This window comes from Streptomyces odontomachi, from assembly GCF_024435355.1.
GTDB lineage: Bacteria > Actinomycetota > Actinomycetes > Streptomycetales > Streptomycetaceae > Streptomyces > Streptomyces odontomachi.
Genome location: NZ_JAMJWG010000011.1, coordinates 90036 through 108329, shown reverse-complemented (window position 1 = coordinate 108329; position 18294 = coordinate 90036). Strand labels below are relative to the sequence as shown.

Annotated in this window: 18 protein-coding genes; 2 read left to right on the top strand and 16 right to left on the bottom strand. The window is 70.2% G+C overall.

Annotated elements, in window-relative coordinates:
* Nucleotides 1–218 precede the first annotated feature (218 nt).
* Both NQO67_RS22675 and NQO67_RS22670 read left to right on the top strand, forming a co-directional pair.
* Complete coding sequence (locus tag NQO67_RS22675) at nucleotides 219–1553, top strand: sensor histidine kinase (RefSeq protein WP_255951980.1); 1335 nt, start codon at nucleotides 219–221, stop codon at nucleotides 1551–1553.
* The gene (locus NQO67_RS22670; protein WP_255951979.1) at nucleotides 1550–2197 is read left to right on the top strand and encodes a response regulator; all 648 of its coding nucleotides are present in this window, start codon (nucleotides 1550–1552) and stop codon (nucleotides 2195–2197) included. The genes NQO67_RS22675 and NQO67_RS22670 overlap by 4 nt, the downstream gene beginning before the upstream one ends.
* A gap of 151 nt (nucleotides 2198–2348) precedes the next feature.
* On the opposite strand, the gene NQO67_RS22665 is transcribed toward NQO67_RS22670, so the two are convergent.
* The 16 genes from NQO67_RS22665 to prfA all read right to left on the bottom strand — a co-directional run bounded on the left by NQO67_RS22665 (nucleotide 2349) and on the right by prfA (nucleotide 18230).
* A complete protein-coding gene (locus NQO67_RS22665) occupies nucleotides 2349–2825 on the bottom strand; it encodes a DUF2550 domain-containing protein (RefSeq protein ID WP_255951978.1) in 477 nt (158 codons plus the stop codon).
* A 126-nt stretch (nucleotides 2826–2951) separates the two neighbouring features.
* The gene (locus NQO67_RS22660) at nucleotides 2952–3326 is read right to left on the bottom strand and encodes a F0F1 ATP synthase subunit epsilon (protein ID WP_255951977.1); all 375 of its coding nucleotides are present in this window, start codon (nucleotides 3324–3326) and stop codon (nucleotides 2952–2954) included.
* A gap of 179 nt (nucleotides 3327–3505) precedes the next feature.
* The gene (gene atpD / locus NQO67_RS22655; RefSeq protein ID WP_255951976.1) at nucleotides 3506–4948 is read right to left on the bottom strand and encodes a F0F1 ATP synthase subunit beta; all 1443 of its coding nucleotides are present in this window, start codon (nucleotides 4946–4948) and stop codon (nucleotides 3506–3508) included.
* Nucleotides 4949–4950: 2 nt separating this feature from the next.
* Nucleotides 4951–5904 (bottom strand): F0F1 ATP synthase subunit gamma, encoded by a 954-nt coding sequence (locus NQO67_RS22650; RefSeq protein ID WP_255951975.1) that lies wholly within the window; start codon nucleotides 5902–5904, stop codon nucleotides 4951–4953.
* Nucleotides 5905–5924: 20 nt separating this feature from the next.
* Nucleotides 5925–7511, bottom strand: coding sequence for a F0F1 ATP synthase subunit alpha (gene atpA / locus NQO67_RS22645; protein ID WP_255951974.1), 1587 nt, complete (start codon nucleotides 7509–7511; stop codon nucleotides 5925–5927).
* A gap of 130 nt (nucleotides 7512–7641) precedes the next feature.
* Nucleotides 7642–8457 (bottom strand): F0F1 ATP synthase subunit delta, encoded by an 816-nt coding sequence (locus NQO67_RS22640; RefSeq protein WP_255951973.1) that lies wholly within the window; start codon nucleotides 8455–8457, stop codon nucleotides 7642–7644.
* Complete coding sequence (locus NQO67_RS22635; protein ID WP_255952168.1) at nucleotides 8454–8999, bottom strand: F0F1 ATP synthase subunit B; 546 nt, start codon at nucleotides 8997–8999, stop codon at nucleotides 8454–8456. Before NQO67_RS22635 ends, NQO67_RS22640 begins: the two co-directional genes overlap by 4 nt.
* A 45-nt stretch (nucleotides 9000–9044) precedes the next feature.
* Entirely contained in the window at nucleotides 9045–9290 is a 246-nt protein-coding gene (atpE, locus tag NQO67_RS22630; RefSeq protein WP_255951972.1) for an ATP synthase F0 subunit C, read from the bottom strand.
* Between the two features lie 97 nt (nucleotides 9291–9387).
* Complete coding sequence (gene atpB, locus NQO67_RS22625) at nucleotides 9388–10194, bottom strand: F0F1 ATP synthase subunit A (protein ID WP_255951971.1); 807 nt, start codon at nucleotides 10192–10194, stop codon at nucleotides 9388–9390.
* A 297-nt stretch (nucleotides 10195–10491) separates the two neighbouring features.
* Nucleotides 10492–11022, bottom strand: coding sequence for a Cg1360 family ATP-synthase-associated protein (locus tag NQO67_RS22620; protein WP_255951970.1), 531 nt, complete (start codon nucleotides 11020–11022; stop codon nucleotides 10492–10494).
* 334 nt (nucleotides 11023–11356) lie between these two features.
* The gene (locus NQO67_RS22615; RefSeq protein WP_255951969.1) at nucleotides 11357–12895 is read right to left on the bottom strand and encodes an MraY family glycosyltransferase; all 1539 of its coding nucleotides are present in this window, start codon (nucleotides 12893–12895) and stop codon (nucleotides 11357–11359) included.
* A 284-nt stretch (nucleotides 12896–13179) separates the two neighbouring features.
* The gene (glyA, locus tag NQO67_RS22610; RefSeq protein ID WP_255952167.1) at nucleotides 13180–14379 is read right to left on the bottom strand and encodes a serine hydroxymethyltransferase; all 1200 of its coding nucleotides are present in this window, start codon (nucleotides 14377–14379) and stop codon (nucleotides 13180–13182) included.
* A 256-nt stretch (nucleotides 14380–14635) separates the two neighbouring features.
* Nucleotides 14636–15304, bottom strand: coding sequence for an arsenate reductase/protein-tyrosine-phosphatase family protein (locus NQO67_RS22605; protein WP_255951968.1), 669 nt, complete (start codon nucleotides 15302–15304; stop codon nucleotides 14636–14638).
* Nucleotides 15301–15948, bottom strand: coding sequence for an L-threonylcarbamoyladenylate synthase (locus NQO67_RS22600; RefSeq protein WP_255951967.1), 648 nt, complete (start codon nucleotides 15946–15948; stop codon nucleotides 15301–15303). The genes NQO67_RS22605 and NQO67_RS22600 overlap by 4 nt, the downstream gene beginning before the upstream one ends.
* Nucleotides 15949–16143: 195 nt before the next feature.
* The gene (gene prmC, locus NQO67_RS22595; protein ID WP_255951966.1) at nucleotides 16144–17043 is read right to left on the bottom strand and encodes a peptide chain release factor N(5)-glutamine methyltransferase; all 900 of its coding nucleotides are present in this window, start codon (nucleotides 17041–17043) and stop codon (nucleotides 16144–16146) included.
* 110 nt (nucleotides 17044–17153) lie between these two features.
* Nucleotides 17154–18230 carry a peptide chain release factor 1 gene (gene prfA, locus NQO67_RS22590; protein ID WP_255951965.1) on the bottom strand — a complete coding sequence of 359 codons (1077 nt, stop codon included), beginning with the start codon at nucleotides 18228–18230 and terminating at the stop codon, nucleotides 17154–17156.
* Between the last annotated feature and the right edge of the window lie 64 nt (nucleotides 18231–18294).

Below are 18294 nucleotides of genomic sequence, written 5' to 3'. Positions count from 1 at the left end.
TTCCAGACTCGCCCCGCGGGACGGCCGGCCACATCGTCGACGCTGCGGAGACGGCGACCGGGGCACTGCATCGAACGACGCAGGCGCCCTCTCCTCCCGGCAGGGCGCGCGGACCCGGAAAGCGCCCCGTCCGGTCCGTCCTTCGATGTACTGCCGGCGGGGAAACCTCCTCCCGCAGTACCAGGCGCCCACGCGGCGGGCCGTGTTGGGATGGGTCCGTGCGCTTCCCGGTCCCGTACGTGCCGCCCCGCCCGCACCGCGACGACCTGCTCATCGCGGTCGGCGGACTGCTCAGCGGCCTGCTGCTGTGGGCGCTCGGCCTCGGCCTCCAGACCGGCCGGCCGCTCGGGCCGGCCTGGGTGCTCGCGCCGCTGCTCGCCACCGCCGCCATGGAGCCGCTGCGGCGCACCCGCCCGCGCACCGCGCTGCTGATCGGCACGGCGGCCGTGGTCACGGACCAGTTCACGCCGGGCAACCTGGCCACCGTCCTGATGTTCACGGACATCGTCTACGCGGCCGTGCTGTACGGTCCGCCCCGCACGGCACGCCGGGTGCCGATCATCACGGCACTGATCACCGTCGCCGTGACCCTGGGACTGCTGGCCTGGTGGCGTACCCCGCAGGCGCTGCTGACCGGGGCGGTGTGCGGTCTGGTCACGTTCATGCCGGCCGGCACCGGTGTCGTGGTGCGCGGCCACCGGCAAGCGGCCGAGACGGCCCTGCTGCGGGCCGAGCAGACGGCGCTGCTGGCCGAGGCCGACCGGGTACAGGCGGTGGGCGCCGAGCGCACCCGCATGGCACGCGAGCTGCACGACATGGTGGCCAACCACCTCTCCGCCATCGCGATCCACTCCACCGCGGCGCTGTCGCTGGACGATGCGGACACCACGCGCCAGGCGCTCACCGTCATCCGCGAGAACAGCGTCGAGGGCCTGGCCGAGATGCGCCGGCTGATCGGCATCCTGCGGGAGACCGGCGGCGACCGGGAGCCGACCGCGGCGCCCACCCTCGCCGGCCTCGACGCCCTGGTCGCCCAGGCCCGCGGCAACGGGCTCGACGTCCACCTCGACGACGCCCGGCCGCCGGACCACCCCCTGCCGACCCCGGTCGAGCTGGCCGCCTACCGCATCGTGCAGGAGTCCCTGACCAACGCGCTCAAGCACGCCGGACCCGGCCGGGTCGACGTGGCGCTCCAACTGGGCGACGGGGCGCTCACCGTACGGGTGCGCAGTCCGCTGGGCGGCCGGCGGGACGGGCCACGGGCACCGGGCTCGGGGGCCGGCCTGGTGGGCATGCAGGAACGGGTCGCACTGCTGGACGGCACGTTCACGGCCGGCCCCGACGGCGCGCCTCCCCAGCCTGCCCGGCCGTCAAGGCCGGCGAGGCCCGCAAGACCCACCAGGCACGTGAGGCACGCGCGGCCGCCCGGAACGGCGGACGGTGCGCCGGCCGGCGACACCGGCGCACGGTGGACCGTGCGCGCGACCCTGCCCCTCGGCGCCGTCGAGATCGCGGCCGGCAGGCCGTCGAGCGAAGGAGGAAGCACGGCATGACCATCCGCGTCCTGGTCGCGGAGGACCAGTCGGCCGTGCGCGCCGGCCTGGTCCTCATCCTGCGCAGCGCACCGGACATCGAGGTGGTGGGTGAGGCGGCCGACGGCGAACGGGCCGTGGCGCTGGCCCGTGAACTCCGCCCCGACCTGGTCCTCATGGATGTGCAGATGCCGGTCCTGGACGGGGTGTCGGCCACCCGCCGCGTGGTCGGCGAACGGCTGGCCGACGTCCTGGTGCTGACCACCTTCGACCTGGACGAGTACGTGTTCGGGGCGTTGCGGGCCGGCGCGGTGGGATTCCTGCTGAAGAACACCGAGGCACGGGACCTGCTGGCGGCGGTGCGCACGGTCGCCCGCGGCGAGGGGCTGATCTCGCCCGCGGTCACCCGCCGTCTGATCGCCGAGTTCGCCGCGGCGGCCGTACCTGAGGAGAGCCGCCCCGATCCGGCCGTGCTCGACGTGCTCACCCGACGGGAACGCGAGGTGCTGTCCTGCCTCGGCAAGGGCCTGACGAACGCGCAGATCGCGGCGCGGCTGACGATGGCCGAGGCCACCGTGAAGACCCATGTGAGCCGGCTGCTCGGCAAACTGGACCTACGCAGCCGCGTACAGGCGGCCGTACTGGCCCAGGAACTGGGGATCTGACGGGCGCGGAAGACAGCCTATTCAAGCCACATTGACTCTCCCCCACGCTCCGCGCGGGGGCACCCCCATCCAACGAGAGAGCCTATTCAAGCCACATTGACTCTCCCCCACGCTCCGCGCGGGGGCACCCCCATCCAACGAGAGAGCTTATTCAAGCCACATTGACTCGTTGGCCCGGAGGTGCGGCCTCGAGCCAGGCCAGGAAGCCGGTGAGGGCGTCCTCGCTCATGGCGAGTTCGAGGCGGGCGCCCTGGTGGTCGCAGCCGAGCACGATGGCGTCGGAGAGCAGTGCCAGCTCTTCCTCGCCCTCGGGGGTCCGCCGGCCGGTGACGACGATGGCGCCGCGTTCCAGGGTGCGGCGCGGCCGGGGCGCGTAGGAGAAGACGCGGAACCACTCGACGCGGTCGCCGCTGTAGCGGGCGATGCCGTAGGCCCAGCCTTTGCCGTTCTCGTGGGGTGCGGCGGGCTCGGTGCCGCCATGGGGGCGGTGCGCCGGAGTGTTCCAGCGCAGACTGCAATCGAAGGTGCCGCCGGAGCGCTGGATGATCCTTCGGCGCGCCCCGAAGGCGAAAAGCCCCAGGAGAAGCAGCACGATCACGGCGATGACGCACACCACGGCGAGGATCATCGGCACCGACCTCCTCGCCTCGTCACCTATGGATCAACCCTTCCGAGCCTGCATTGCCTCAGCCGCGGCCCGGTCCGGATGCTCCAGTCCTGGCCGCGGCTGAGTCACCGCCTCGTGCTTACCTGCTCACCGCACCGCCACCGCACGCAGCCGTACGTCGGCCCGCCGCTCGGCGGACGCGTCCGCGTCGGACTTGGCGCGCTCCAGTGCCCGCTCCGCGCGCTGGACGTCGATCTCGTCCGACAGCTCGGCGATCTCGGCCAGCAGCGACAGCTTGTTGTCGGCGAAGGAGATGAAGCCGCCGTGCACCGCGGCGACGACGGTTCCTCCGTCGCCCGTACGAATGGTCACCGGGCCCGACTCCAGTACACCGAGCAGCGGCTGGTGACCGGGCATGACGCCGATGTCGCCGGAGGTGGTGCGCGCGACGACCAGGGTGGCCTCACCCGACCAGACCTGGCGGTCGGCGGCGACCAGCTCGACGTGCAGCTCAGCAGCCAAAACGGCTCCTTGGGTCAGCACCCGACAGGTGTGCCGGGTGTGGTTCGGATTCTAGTGGTCGGCGGACGGGGTGCCGGACAGGGGGCCGGGTGCATGTACGTGGATGTCACTCCACATGCTCCGTGGGCCGCTGACGGCCCGGGAGGTGATCCCGGACCCCCTGCTGGTACTGCCCGGCGTCAGGAGACGCCCAGCTCCTTGGCGTTCTTCTTCAGGTCCTCAAGACCACCGCACATGAAGAAGGCCTGCTCGGGGAAGTGGTCGTACTCGCCGTCGCAGATCGCGTTGAACGCGGCGATCGACTCGTCGAGCGACACGTCCGAGCCCTTGACGCCGGTGAACTGCTCGGCGACGTGGGTGTTCTGCGACAGGAAGCGCTCCACGCGGCGGGCGCGGTGCACGACCAGCTTGTCCTCTTCACCGAGCTCGTCGATACCGAGAATGGCGATGATGTCCTGGAGGTCCTTGTACTTCTGCAGGATCGTCTTGACGCGCGAGGCGCAGTCGTAGTGCTCCTGCGTGATGTAGCGCGGGTCCAGGATGCGGGACGTGGAGTCCAGCGGGTCCACCGCCGGGTAGATGCCCTTCTCGGAGATCGGACGGGAGAGCACCGTCGTCGCGTCCAGGTGGGCGAAGGTGGTGGCCGGGGCCGGGTCGGTCAGGTCGTCCGCGGGGACGTAGATCGCCTGCATGGAGGTGATCGAGTGACCACGGGTGGAGGTGATGCGCTCCTGGAGGAGGCCCATCTCGTCCGCCAGGTTCGGCTGGTAGCCCACCGCGGAGGGCATCCGGCCGAGCAGCGTGGAGACCTCGGACCCGGCCTGGGTGAAGCGGAAGATGTTGTCGATGAAGAACAGCACGTCCTGCTTCTGGACGTCACGGAAGTACTCGGCCATGGTCAGGCCGGCCAGCGCGACCCGCAGACGGGTGCCCGGGGGCTCGTCCATCTGGCCGAAGACCAGCGCGGTCTTGTCGATGACGCCGGAGTCGCTCATCTCGTCGATGAGGTCGTTGCCCTCGCGGGTGCGCTCGCCGACACCGGCGAAGACGGACACACCGTCGTGGTTGTTGGCGACACGGTAGATCATCTCCTGGATGAGCACCGTCTTGCCGACGCCGGCGCCGCCGAACAGGCCGATCTTGCCGCCCTTGACGTACGGGGTCAGCAGGTCGATGACCTTGATGCCGGTCTCGAACATCTCGGTCTTCGACTCGAGCTGGTCGAAGCTGGGCGCCTTGCGGTGGATGGACCACCGCTCGCCGATGTTGGCGTTCTCCTCGGGGACGTTCAGCACCTCACCGACGGTGTTGAACACCTTGCCCTTGGTGAAGTCGCCGACCGGCACCGTGATGCCGGAGCCGGTGTCGGTCACCGCGGCCTGGCGGACCAGGCCGTCGGTGGGCTGCATGGAGATCGCGCGGACCATGCCGTCACCCAGGTGCTGGGCGACCTCCATGGTCAGCGTCTTCTTCTCGCCTTCGTTGGCCGGGTCGGCCACCTCGACGTGCAGGGCGTTGTACATGTCCGGCATCGCGTCGACGGGGAACTCCACGTCGACGACCGGGCCGATGACCCGGGCGACGCGGCCCGTAGCCGTCGCGGTCTCAACAGTGGTGGTCATGATCAGTCACTCCCCGCGGTCGCGTCGGACAGGGCTGCGGAGCCGCCGACGATCTCGCTGATTTCCTGGGTGATTTCGGCCTGGCGGGCCGCGTTGGCCAGCCGGGAGAGGCTCTCGATGAGCTCTCCGGCGTTGTCGGTCGCCGACTTCATCGCGCGGCGGGTCGCCGCGTGCTTGGAGGCGGCCGACTGGAGCAGCGCGTTGTAGATCCGGCTTTCCACGTAGCGCGGCAGCAGGGCGTCGAGGACGCCTTCCGCCGACGGCTCGAACTCGTAGAGCGGCCGGACCCCACCGGTCTTGGGCGCACCCTCGGTGCCGGCTCCCTCGGAGCCGCCCTCCAGGGCGCCGGAGCTCACCGAGTCGAGGCTGAGCGGCAGCAGCCGGTTGTCGACCGGCGTCTGCGTCAGCATCGAGACGAACTCCGTGTAGACGATGTGCAGCTCGTCCACGCCACCTTCGTCGGTGTCCTGCTGGATCGCCTCGATCAGCGGGTCGGCGACCTGCTTGGCGTCGGCGTAGTCGGGGTCGTCGGTGAAGCCCGTCCAGGACTGGGCGATGGCGCGCTCACGGAACTGGTAGTAGGCGACACCCTTGCGGCCGACGATGTACGTGGCGACCTCCTTGCCCTCGCCACGCAGCCGCTCGCTGAGCTGCTCGGCGGTCTTGATGGCGTTGGAGTTGTAGCCGCCGGCCAGACCACGGTCGCTGGTGAGCAGCAGGACCGCTGCGCGGCGCGGCTGCTCGGCCTCCGTGGTGAGCGGGTGCTTGGCGTTCGATCCGGTCGCCACCGCCGTGACCGCGCGGGTGAGCTCGGTCGCGTACGGCGTGGAGGCCGCCACCCTGCGCTGCGCCTTGACGATGCGCGAGGCGGCGATCATCTCCATCGCCCTGGTGATCTTCTTGGTGGCGGAGACCGACCGGATGCGACGCTTGTAGACCCGGAGCTGCGCTCCCATGAGTCAGGTCCCTTCGGTCGTCACTCGGAGGCGGAGGTGTCGTCGCCGAGCAGCTTGCCGTCCGAGGTCTCGAACTGCTTCTTGAAGGCGTCGATCGACTCGCTGATCTTCTGGATCGTGTCGTCCGACATCTTCGCGCCCTCCCGGATGGAGGTGAGCAGCGGCTTCTCCTCGCGACGCAGGTAGTCCAGCAGCTCGCGCTCGAAGCGACGGATGTCGGCTACGGGTACGTCGTCCATCTTGCCGTTGGTGCCGGCCCAGATGGAGACGACCTGCTCCTCCGTCGGGTACGGGGCGTACTGCGCCTGCTTCAGCAGCTCGACCATGCGCTGGCCACGGCCCAGCTGGGCCTTGGACGCCGCGTCCAGGTCGGAACCGAAGGCGGCGAACGCCTCCAGCTCACGGAACTGGGCGAGGTCCACGCGGAGCCGGCCGGAGACCTGGCGGATGGCCTTGTGCTGGGCGGAGCCACCGACCCGGGAGACCGAGATACCGACGTTCAGCGCGGGGCGGATGCCGGCGTTGAACAGGTCGGACTCCAGGAAGCACTGGCCGTCGGTGATGGAGATGACGTTGGTCGGGATGAACGCCGAGACGTCGTTGGCCTTGGTCTCGACGATCGGCAGACCGGTCATCGAGCCGGCGCCCATGTCGTCGGAGAGCTTCGCGCAGCGCTCCAGCAGCCGGGAGTGCAGGTAGAAGACGTCACCCGGGTAGGCCTCACGGCCCGGCGGGCGGCGCAGCAGCAGGGACACGGCGCGGTAGGCGTCGGCCTGCTTGGACAGGTCGTCGAAGATGATCAGGACGTGCTTGCCCTGGTACATCCAGTGCTGGCCGATGGCGGACCCGGTGTAGGGCGCCAGGTACTTGAAGCCGGCCGGGTCGGACGCCGGGGCGGCGACGATGGTGGTGTACTCCAGCGCGCCGGCCTCCTCCAGGGCACCGCGCACGGAGGCGATGGTGGAGCCCTTCTGGCCGATGGCGACGTAGACGCAGCGGACCTGCTTGCTGGGGTCACCGGAGTGCCAGTTGTCACGCTGGTTGATGATCGTGTCGACGCACAGCGCGGTCTTGCCGGTCTGCCGGTCGCCGATGATCAGCTGGCGCTGGCCACGGCCGATCGGGGTCATGGTGTCGACGGCCTTGTAGCCGGTCTCCATCGGCTCGTGCACCGACTTGCGCTGCATCACCGAGGGGGCCTGAAGCTCCAGGGCGCGGCGACCGTCGGTCTCGATCTCGCCGAGGCCGTCGATCGGGTTGCCGAGCGGGTCGACGACACGGCCGAGGTAGCCCTCGCCGACCGCGACGGACAGGACCTCGCCGGTGCGGGTGACCGGCTGGCCCTCCTCGATGCCGCCGAACTCGCCGAGCACGATCGCACCGATCTCGCGCTCTTCCAGGTTCAGTGCGAGACCGAGCGTGCCGTCCTCGAACTTCAGCAGTTCGTTGGCCATGGCCGAGGGAAGGCCCTCGACCTTGGCGATGCCGTCACCGGCCTCGGTGACAGTCCCGACCTCCTCGCGCGAGGCCGCGTCCGGCTTGTACGACTGGACGAAGTTCGCCAGCGCGTCCCGGATCTCCTCCGGCCGGATCGTAAGCTCCGCCATCTGAGTTTCCTGCTCTCCTTGTTGGGCCCGATGTCTGGGGGGTCCTGGGGGACTCCCCCCAGAGATCTCTGCCTACGGCCCAACCAGGGCCGTCGTTCTCCGCATTGTGGGTGGCGGCTGTGCTCGGGGCTCAGCCCGCCATCCGCCGTGCCGCCTCGTCGAGACGGTCCGCGATGGTTCCGGTGATGACCTCGTCACCGACGCGCACCGAGACTCCGCCGAGGACGCTGGGGTCCACGTCGAGGTTCAGGTGCACCTGCCTGCCGTAGATCTTGGCCAGCGACGCCCCGAGGCGCTGCTTCTGCTGATCGCTCAGCGGAACCGCCGAGACCACCACTGCGACCACCCGGTTACGGCGCGCGGCGGCGAGCTTGGTCAGGGAGTCGATCCCTGCGTCCAGGCTACGTCCCCGCGGCTGGGTCACAAGGCGGACGATCAACCGGTCGGTGACCGGATTGACCCGACTGCCCAGCAGCGAGTGCACCAGCTCCGCTTTGGCCCCGGCCGGGGCGCGGCGGTCGCTCAGGGCGGCGCGCAGCTCGACGCTCCCGGAGACGATCCGGCCGAACCGGAACAGTTCGTCCTCGACGTCGTCCAGCGCGTCGGACCGCTCCGCGCCGATGATCTCGGCGAGGAAGGCCAGCTGCTCACAGGTGTGGGTCAGGTCACGCGCCCGCGACCAGCGGGACCGCACCAGGCCGGAGACCAGGTCGAGCGCCTCGGCGTCGATCTTGCCCCGGAAGAGTGCGGCGACCAGGTCGGCCTTGCGCTGTCCCTCGATGCCCGGGTCGGTGAGCGTGCCGCGCAGCCCGGCCTCGCGGTCGAGCAGATCGGTCACGGCCAGCAGCTGCGCGGCGAGGGCGGAGGTGTCGACCGAGCTGTTGTCGGTCAGCGCCTCCAGGCGCTCGCGAGCCGCAGCGCTCGACTGACGGGTGGCATTGCTCATGTAGCGGCGCCCTGGGTCTGCTCGGCCTTGGCGTCAAGCTCGTCCAGGAAGCGGTCGATGACGCGGCTCTGGCGTGCGCTGTCCTCCAGGGACTCGCCGACGACACGGCCGGCCAGGTCGGTCGCAATGGTGCCGACCTCCTGGCGGAGCGCCACGGTCACCTGCCGGCGGTCCGCCTCGATCTGCGCATGGCCCGCTTCGATGATGGCCTCGCGCTGGCGCTGCCCCTCTTCGCGCATCTCCGCGATGATCTGGGCGCCCTGCTCGCGGGCCTGCTCGGTGATGCGGGCCGCTTCGTGGCGCGCCTCGGCGAGCTGGGTCCTGTACTCCTCGAGGGTGCGGTTGGCCTCGGCCTGCGCCTGCTGCGCCCGCTCCAGGCCACCCTCGATCGCGTCGTGCCGCTCGTCCAGGGTCTTCTGGATGTTCGGCAGCAGCTTCTTTCCGAGGATGCCGAAGACGATGAAGAAGCAGAGCAGGCCGACAACCAGTTCCGTGCCCTCGGGGATGAGCGGGTTCTGCGCCCCCTCCGCAAGGAAGGTCATCATGTCTGAACCTTTCGTCGAGTGGCTACTGGGTGGTCGTCCAGGTCACTGCTGGAAGATGAAGGGGACCACCAGGCCGAGGAGGGCCAGCACCTCGCAGAGGGCGAAGCCGAGGAACATGTTGGTGCGGATGATCGGCATGGCCTCGGGCTGACGGGCCATGGCCTCGATGGAGTGACCGAAGACCAGACCGATGCCCACACCGGGGCCGATGGCAGCGAGACCGTAGGCGACGGCGCCCAGGCGGCCGGCGGTGGTGGCGGCGGCGAGGTTAACGAGCTCGGCAGACATTTCCCTGTCTTCCTTTGTGATGCGTCTCCGTTGGGGGGCTTCCCAGCGGAAGTCGGTGGGTGGATGTGAGTGACGCCCTGTGGTGCACCGGGCAGGGTCAGTGACCCTCTTCGAGCGCACCGCTGATGTAGATCGAGGCGAGCAGCGTGAAGATGTACGCCTGCAAGAACTGGATCAGCAGCTCGAACGCGGTCATGAACGCGGCCAGCAGGAACGAACCGCCGGCGACGGCCGACAGGAACGAGGGCGTGAGCAGGTACCAGCTGGCGACGCTGAACATCACGATCAGCATGTGCCCGGCGAACATGTTGGCCCACAGCCGCACCGCGAGGGTGAACGGCCGCGTGATCACGTTCTGGATGAACTCCAGGAGCACGATCAGGGGCACCAGGAACTTGGGCAGTCCCGGGATCCAGACGAGGTTCTTGACGCCGCCCTTGAAGCCGTGCGTCTTGAACGTCAGGTACATGTAGGTGATGAACACCAGGGCGGCGAGCGCGACCGGGAAGGCGAATCGCGACGTCGCCGGGAACTGCGCCAGCGGGATGATCGACATCACGTTCATGATCCACACGAAGAAGAAGATCGACGTGAGGAAGGGCACGTACTTGTCGCCCTTCTTACCGATCACTTCGCGCGCGATGCTGCGGGCCACGAAGGTGTACCCGATCTCGCCGACCAGCTGGAGCTTGCTCGGCCGCACCTGGGGCTTGCGGAACGCAGCCCAGAAGAAGCCGACCACGAGCAGCGTGCAGATGAGCGAGAGCAGTATCGGCTTGGTGAAGTCGAAGCCCGCGACGCTGAAGATCGGCTTGAACTGGAATGAGTGGAGGCCCGGCGCGGGGAAGCCACAGCCAGCATTGATGTGGCATCCGCTCTCAGCGAGCAGCGTGTGGGCACTCACCCGTGGCTCCTTCGTCGTGAGGCATGAGTTACGGCAACCTTGTGTGTCAGCGCGGCTGGTGGAGCCGCGGTTCGGCACTGAGGACGTGGTGGTGGGGCGGTGCCGCCGCGGACTGCCGAGGGCATCCGCCGGGGACCTGAGATCCCGGATTCCGCGCTGCGACCACAGCCACTCATCCGAGTACGCCGCTGGCCGAGGGGGCGGTGCCCTCCTGCGTCCCGTGACCGGGAGGGGCCCCCACGGCCGGAAGCGATTCCGGACGATAGCAGATCAGGATGGAGCGTCTTAACGCAGCCCTTACGCCGCATCGCGAGACCCCGGACGCGCCGAGCCTGCCGTCTTGTCCCCCGCCGCACCGACGGCCGCCGCCCCGCCTTCGGAGGCGCGGGAGGCGCCGGCGGAGGTACTCCCGGCGTTCCCGGCGGGCACGGAGGGCTCCGGGCTGACGTAGAGCATCTTGCTGGTGAGGCTGTAACGAACCTGGCCGCCCACCCAGGCCAGCGCCGTCACGAGCAGGCTGAGGGCGAAGGCCTTGCTGTTGAAGAGGGTGGTGTCCTGGAAGACGATGATGAAGACCCCGATGAGCAGGATCTGCACGAAATAGACCAGCAGCCCTGCGGTCATCGCCACTTGAGGGGTGTTCTGGGTGATGCGCATCAGCGCCCAGGTGCCCAGCCCGAAGAAGACGGCAACCACGGCCAGCGCCACGAGGGCGCCGATCAGTCCCTTTTCACCAGCGACGAGCGCACTGACCACGGTGGCGGCAATTCCCAGCGGGGCAGCGATGATCGCCGCACCCCGGAGAATCCGGGCGTCGTCCGACTGCATGCGGGCAGCTCCAGCGGGAGTTGGGGGCGGGGTGCATCCGGTGACTGACGGTGACTCGCCAACGGTCCATGTTGAACAGAGGGTAGCGTCAGGAGGCGGGGTGCCTCAGGCCGGAAGACCGTCCTGCACAAGGTCTTTCGGTCCTTCACCCGTTGGTAGTGAACGGTATCACAAACTATTTGATGAGAGCTTTACCAATTCGGTGTGGGCACCATCACACGTGAGAGCGATGCTGCACGCTTGTGCATGCCCTGTGACCAATTTGTCTGCTATAAGGCGCATTTGCCCGATCATGCTGTCGCAGCTGACGCACCCTCGGTGCGCTGCGCCGGCCTCAGCCCGAGGTACCGGCCTCCCGGCTGTCCAGCCGGTCCAGGAGGCGCCCGCGGTGCCCCGGGCCGTGCCGATGGCCGGATCCGTTCTGCCCAAGGGCCGTCGCCCCGTTGGCTCCTGCGGTGCCGGAGACGGTGGGGCGCGCGGTGTGGTGGGCGAGCGCGGCCTGCTGCGGATGTGCGCCGTCCGCTTCGGCGGTGGCGTCGGCGGTGGCGGTCACCGTTTCGGGGTGGGTCATCTCACCCTCCCCTGAACCGTTTTGCCCCGCTGCCCGACCGTGTTCCTGCGGGTCCTGCGGGTCCTGCACCATGCTGTCGTCGTCCGCCGGGTCCTGCTCCGCACCGTCCTGCTCTGCCGGAACGTATGTCGCGCGGGAGCGCCGGTAGCGCGGCGGGAGGAGGCTCTCGGCCCAGTACGGGGCGCGCGGTGTGAAGCGCGGCAGCAGGAGCAGCACCAGGCCCACCGCGCTCAGCGCGGCGATGGACAGCACGATCCACATCGATGCGGAGTTGACCGAGTAGGCCAGCGCACCGAAGGCGATCAGGCCCGACCAGAAGTACATGATCAGCACGGCCCGGCTGTGCGAGTGCCCGATCTCCAGCAGCCGGTGGTGGAGATGGCCGCGGTCCGCCGCGAACGGCGACTGGCCGCGCCAGGTGCGCCGTACCACGGCGAGCACCAGGTCGGCGGCGGGCACCGCGATGATCGTCAGCGGCAGCAGCAGCGGGATGTAGGCGGGCACCATCAGGTGCACTGCGGCCCGCTCGGATCCGGAACTCACCCTGAAGGAGTCCGGGTCCACCTGGCCGGTGATCGAGATGGCACCCGCGGCCAGCACCAGGCCGATCAGCATCGAGCCCGAGTCGCCCATGAAGATCCGCGCCGGATGCATGTTGTGGGGTAGGAAGCCCAGGCACATGCCCATCAGGATGGCCGCGAAGAGGGTCGCGGGGGCCGCCGGCTCAAGGCCGTAGCCGTACCAGATGCGGTAGGCGTACAGGAAGAACGCGGTGGCGGCGATGCAGACCATGCCGGCCGCGAGGCCGTCCAGGCCGTCGACGAAGTTGATCGCGTTGATGGTGATCACCACCAGTGCGACGGTCAGCAGGGTGCCCTGCCACTGGGTGAGCGCGACGATGCCGACGCCCGGGACCGGCAGCCACAGGATCGTCAGGCCCTGCACCACCATGACGCCTGCGGCGATCATCTGGGCGCCCAGCTTGATCAGTGCGTCGATCTCGAACTTGTCGTCGAGGACGCCGATCAGCCAGATCAGCGCGGCACCGGAGAGCAGGGCACGTGGCTCGTTGGTGTTCTGGAACACCTCGTTGAGGCTGGACAGGTGGGAGGCGACCAGCAGGCCCGCACAGAGCCCGAAGAACATGGCGATACCGCCGAGGCGCGGCGTCGGCTCACGGTGCACGTCCCGTGCCCGGATCGCCGGCATCGCCCCGGCCACGATTGCGAACTTCCGCACCGGCCCGGTCAGCAGGTATGTCACCGCGGCACTGATGCAGAGCGTCAGCAAGTATTCACGCACGGGCTTCCCCACAGGTATCGCTGGCCATCTCAGCCCCACACCCTAGACGAGCACGTCCGGCGATGCGTCGATCGCCCGACGGGGCGGGCCTCGCGGTGTTCGGGCCCGGCGGGTGCGAGGCGCCACAGGTCGGCGGGGACACCGCCGGATGTCCGACCGGATTCGTGCCCATAAAGATATGGACTGCCGGACGACGCGCATGGTTGCACGGCGGGCTGTGAGCCGCCTGTCCCCACCACACCGTACCGGCCCGGAGCCGGTGGCGACGGCGCCCCGGCGCCGGGTCAGGCCGGTTCGCCACCGCCCGGGTACGGCGGGTGCGCGGCGGCCAGCTCACGGACCTCGGCACGGGCCTGTCGGACATCGCACTCGCCGCGGAGCACCGCTCCGATCAGCGCGGCGATCAGTGCCATCTCCGGCTCTCGCATGCCCTGGGTGGTGACGGCGGCGGTGCCGAGCCGCAGGCCCCGGGTCGCACCATGCGGCAGCGCACAGGTGTCCAGCACGATCGCGACGGCGGCGAGCCGGCCGCGTGCCGTGCCGGCGTCGCTGCCGAGCGGTGTCGGATCGGCGGTCAGCAGGTGGGTGTCGGTGCCGCCGGTGGTGATCACCATGCCCTCCGCGGTGAGCGCCTTGGCGAGCGCCCGGGCGTTGGCGACCACCTGGTGGGCGTACCCGCGAAAGGCCGGGGTCGCCGCCTCCCCGAAGGCCACCGCCTTGGCCGCGATGGCGTGCATCTGCGCGCCGCCCTGGGCGAACGGGAACACCGCGCGGTCGATCCGCTCGGCCAGCTCGGTCCCGCACAGCACCATGCCGCCGCGCGGGCCGCGCAGCACCTTGTGCGTGGTGGCGCACACCACGTCCGCGTACGGCACCGGGCTCGGCGCCGCGTCCCCGGCGACCAGGCCGATCGGGTGTGCCGCGTCGGCGATCAGGTAGGCGCCGACGTCGTCGGCGATGTCGCGGAAGGCGGCGTAGTCGATGTGCCGGGGATAGGAGATCGAGCCGCAGACGATCGCCTTGGGGCGCCGGGCCCTGGCCAGCGCGAGGACCTGGGCGTAGTCGAGCAGCCCGGTGTCCGGGTCGACGCCGTAGCCGACGAAGTCGAACCAGCGTCCGGAGAAGTTCGCCGGGGAACCGTGCGTGAGGTGACCGCCGAAGGGCAGCCCCATCGCCAGGACCGTGTCGCCGGGGCGCAGCAGCGCGGCGTACGTGGCGAGCACGGCGGACGAACCGGAGTGCGGCTGCACGTTCGCGTGGCTGGCTGAAAAGAGCCGCTGGGCGCGCGCGGCGGCGGTGCGCTCGGCGACGTCGACGATCTCGCAGCCGCCGTGGTGGCGGGCGCCCGGGTAGCCCTCCGCGTACTTGTTGGCGAGCGGTGAGCCGAGGACGGCGAGCACGGCGGGCGAGGTGAAGTTCTCGGCGGCGACGAGTTGCAGGCCGGTGCTCTGCCGTTCGATCTCACCGGCAAGGATGTCGGCCATCTCCGGGTCCTGGCGCCACAGGGCCGCGCTGTCACCGCCGACGAGTGCGGGCGGGACTGCCGGTGCGCCCTGCACCACGGCGCCTGCTGCGGGCGCGGCCCCGGCCGGGGTGTGACCGGCTTGGCCTGCGGCGGCCTGGCTGACCGGCACCATGGCGTGCTCCGGGCTCGATGGCATCCGTCTCCATCCAATGTAGACGGATAACCGGCATAAATCCCCCGCTTCGCCCACCGGGCGCACGGGCTCACGGCGGGTGCTACTGCTTCACGCCCGTCAGGGCGAACACCACCGGCTCCAGGGCCTCCCGTATCTCCTCGCCCACCGAGCGGAAGAACGGCAGCGGCGCCCCGTACGGGTCGTAGACCTCGTCCGCCTCGACGCTGGGCGCCAGCAGCCAGCCGCGCAGCGCCGCAGCGGCCCGTACCAGGGCGCGGGCGCGCTCGACGATCCCGTCGTCGGCGGGGTTCGGCAGCGTCGCGGGGTCTATCGCCCGGACCAGGCGGGTGAACTCCTTCAGGGTGAAGGTGCGCAGCCCCGCCGAGTGGCCCATCGAGATGACCTGGGCGCGGTGGTCGCGGGTCGCGGTGAGCACCAGGTCGGCCCGGATGACGTGCTCGTCCAGCAGCTCACGGCCGGTGAAGCCGCCGGCGTCGGCACCGAAGTCGGCGAGCACCGTCTCGGCGTGCGCCTCCATCGGCGCCCCCTCGTGACCCCAGGTGCCGGCGCTCTCGACGATCAGGCCGCCGATCGGCGCGCCCGAGGCGTATCCGGTCATGCCGAGCCGGGTCGCCAGGGCATGCCGGGTCAGCCGCTCGGTGATCGGAGAGCGGCAGACGTTACCCGTGCTGACGTGCAGGATCCTGAACGTTTCGGCATTGCCGAAGTCGCCTATGTCCCGCACGCTGCCGGAGTTGGGTGTCGTCAATTGGCCACCTCAAGGTCGGGTACGACCTTGCGGAGCTCATCGGCGTCGAGCGCCCCGGCGCGCAGCAGCACCGGTACCTTCCCGGTGACGTCGACGATCGAGGACGGGACGTTGCCGGGGGTCGGGCCGCCGTCCAGGTAGACGGAGATCGAGTCGCCGAGCATGTCCTGCGCGGCGTCGCAGGTCTCGGGCGCGGGATGGCCGGTGAGGTTCGCCGAGGTGACGGCCATCGGGCCGGTCTCGGTGAGCAGCTCGATGGCGACCGGGTGCAGCGGCATGCGCACGGCCACGGTGCCGCGGGTCTCGCCGAGGTCCCAGGTCAGGGACGGCTGGTGCTTGGCGACCAGCGTCAGCGCGCCCGGCCAGAAGGCGTCGACGAGTTCCCAGGCCATCTCGGAGAAGTCGGTGACCAGGCCGTGCAGCGTGTTCGGGGAGCCGATGAGGACGGGGCTGGGCATGTTGCGGCCACGGCCCTTGGCCGCGAGGAGTTCCCCGACGGCCTCGGCGCTGAAGGCATCGGCACCGACGCCGTACACGGTGTCGGTGGGCAGGACGACCAGCTCGCCCCGGTGGACGGCGGACGCGGCCTCACGCAGACCGGTGGTGCGGTCCGTCGCGTCATTGGTGTCGTAGCGCCGTGCCATGGGCGGTCACTCCTTTGATTGTCACTCGGCTCACCTCCGGGGCGCGCCTGTGCCGACGGTCGACCGTGCTCGGTCCCTCCTTCGTCGGGACCTCCGCGCGCTCTCCCTTTCGGCACAGGCGCGCCCCTTCGGCTCGCTCGTTCCTGGCTGGGTGAACGGGGGAAAACGGGATGGACGACGCGATGCACGCGGCCATCACGGCAGTGCCTTGCGCGCTGTGGCGAACCGTGGACGGTTGTTCAGGTCGGGGTGGTCGGCGGCGTCCGCCCAGCCGGCCCCCTCGTGGAAGATCCACGGCACCTGGCCGCCCTGGGTGTCGGCGTGCTCGATGACGACGATGCCACCGGGCCGCAGCAGTCGGTGCGCGGTGCGCTCGATCCCCCGGATGGTCTCGAGCCCGTCCTCACCGGAGAACAGGGCGAGCTCCGGGTCGTGGTCGCGTGCCTCCGGCGCGACGTACTCCCACTCGGTGAGCGGGATGTACGGGGGGTTGGAGATGACCAGGTCGACCTGACCGTTCAGCTGGGGCAGGGCGGTCAGCGCGTCGCCCTGGTGGATGGTGAGGCGGGAGGCGGCGGTCTGCCCGGCCTGCCCGGCGTTCTTGCGGGTCCACTCCAGCGCGTCCTCGGACAGCTCGACGGCGTGCACTCGCGAACGGGGCACCTCCTGCGCCATGGCGAGCGCGATCGCCCCGGATCCGGAGCACAGGTCGACGATGAGGGGCTCGACGACGTCCATGGCGCGCACCGCCGCTATGGCCCAGTCGACCACCGACTCGGTCTCGGGGCGCGGCACGAAGACCCCGGGGCCCACGTACAGCTCCAGATAGCGGAAGTAGGCGCGGCCGGTGATGTGCTGGAGGGGCTCGCGGGCCTCGCGACGGGCGACCGCCTCCCAGTAGCGGGCGTCGAAGTCGGCGTCCTTGACGGTGTGCAGCTCGCCGCGCTTGACGCCGTGCACGAAGGCGGCCAGTTCCTCGGCGTCGTTGCGCGGCGAGGGCACGCCGGCGTCGGCGAGCCGCTGGGTGGCCTGGGCCACCTCGGCGAGCAGCACGCTGCGGCGGTTCGGGGGCCGCTCCCCAACATGTTGCTGCACGCGTCTCCTCCGGGCCTGGGCGGTCGATGTGCGGGCGGGCTGGGTCGGGTGGGGCGAGGCGGGTGGTCCGGCGATCGGCGCCCTGCGTGCCCCGGGGCGACGGCTGCGGGTTACGCGGACGCCGCGCTGGCGAGTTTGGCCGCGGAGTCCGCGTCGACGCACGCCTGGATGACGGCGTCGATCTCGCCGTCGAGCACCTGGTCCAAGTTGTACGCCTTGAATCCCACGCGGTGGTCCGAAATACGGTTCTCCGGGAAGTTGTAGGTACGGATCTTCTCGGAGCGGTCGACGGTGCGGACCTGGCTGCGCCGGGCGTCGGCCGCCTTGCTCTCCGCCTCCTCCTGTGCCGCTGCGAGGAGCCTGGAGCGCAGGATACGCAGTGCCTGCTCCTTGTTCTGCAACTGGCTCTTCTCGTTCTGGCAGGAGGCGACGGTGCCGGTGGGCAGGTGGGTGATGCGGACGGCCGAGTCGGTGGTGTTGACGGACTGGCCGCCGGGGCCCGAGGAGCGGTAGACGTCGATGCGCAGGTCGTTCGGGTTGATCTCGATGTCGATCTCCTCGGCCTCCGGGGTGACGAGGACACCGGCGGCCGAGGTGTGGATGCGGCCCTGCGACTCGGTGGCGGGCACCCGCTGCACGCGGTGCACCCCGCCCTCGTACTTCAGGCGGGCCCAGACGCCCTGGCCCGGCTCGCTCTGGCCCCTGGCCTTCACGGCGACCTGTACGTCCTTGTACCCGCCCAGCTCGGACTCGGTGGAGTCGATGATCTCGGTCTTCCAGCCGACCCGCTCCGCGTACCGCAGGTACATCCGCAGCAGGTCACCGGCGAACAGCGCGGACTCGTCGCCGCCGGCGCCCGCCTTGATCTCCAGGATGACGTCCTTGTCGTCGCTGGGGTCGCGCGGGATGAGCAGCAGGCGCAGCTTCTCGGTGAGCGCCTCGCGCTGCTCCTCCAGGTCGCGCACCTCGGCGGCGAAGTCGGGGTCTTCGGCGGCCAGCTCGCGGGCGGTCTCGATGTCGTCGCCGGTCTGCTTCCAGGCGCGGTAGGCGGCCACGATGGGGGTCAGCTCGTGGTAGCGCTTGTTGAGCCGCCGGGCGCCGGCCTGGTCGGCGTGGACCGCGGGGTCGGCGAGCTGCTTCTCGAGATCGGCGTGCTCACCGATGAGTTCCTCGACCGCCTCGAACATCTCTAAGGGCTCCTGATCTGCGATGCATGCGCCCGACGGCGGGCCGCTTGCGGGGGCATGGGCT

What these genes read in the sequence shown, in the direction of transcription:
- NQO67_RS22600 (WP_255951967.1), bottom strand. Translation starts at nt 15,948, where the DNA reads ATGGCACGGCGCTACGACACCAATGACGCGACGGACCGCACCACCGGT.
- atpD (WP_255951976.1), bottom strand. Translation starts at nt 4,948, where the DNA reads ATGACCACCACTGTTGAGACCGCGACGGCTACGGGCCGCGTCGCCCGG.
- atpA (WP_255951974.1), bottom strand. Translation starts at nt 7,511, where the DNA reads ATGGCGGAGCTTACGATCCGGCCGGAGGAGATCCGGGACGCGCTGGCG.
- NQO67_RS22635 (WP_255952168.1), bottom strand. Translation starts at nt 8,999, where the DNA reads ATGACCTTCCTTGCGGAGGGGGCGCAGAACCCGCTCATCCCCGAGGGC.
- prfA (WP_255951965.1), bottom strand. Translation starts at nt 18,230, where the DNA reads ATGTTCGAGGCGGTCGAGGAACTCATCGGTGAGCACGCCGATCTCGAG.
- NQO67_RS22640 (WP_255951973.1), bottom strand. Translation starts at nt 8,457, where the DNA reads ATGAGCAATGCCACCCGTCAGTCGAGCGCTGCGGCTCGCGAGCGCCTG.
- atpE (WP_255951972.1), bottom strand. Translation starts at nt 9,290, where the DNA reads ATGTCTGCCGAGCTCGTTAACCTCGCCGCCGCCACCACCGCCGGCCGC.
- NQO67_RS22665 (WP_255951978.1), bottom strand. Translation starts at nt 2,825, where the DNA reads ATGATCCTCGCCGTGGTGTGCGTCATCGCCGTGATCGTGCTGCTTCTC.
- glyA (WP_255952167.1), bottom strand. Translation starts at nt 14,379, where the DNA reads ATGGCCGACATCCTTGCCGGTGAGATCGAACGGCAGAGCACCGGCCTG.
- NQO67_RS22670 (WP_255951979.1), top strand. Translation starts at nt 1,550, where the DNA reads ATGACCATCCGCGTCCTGGTCGCGGAGGACCAGTCGGCCGTGCGCGCC.
- NQO67_RS22650 (WP_255951975.1), bottom strand. Translation starts at nt 5,904, where the DNA reads ATGGGAGCGCAGCTCCGGGTCTACAAGCGTCGCATCCGGTCGGTCTCC.
- NQO67_RS22620 (WP_255951970.1), bottom strand. Translation starts at nt 11,022, where the DNA reads ATGCAGTCGGACGACGCCCGGATTCTCCGGGGTGCGGCGATCATCGCT.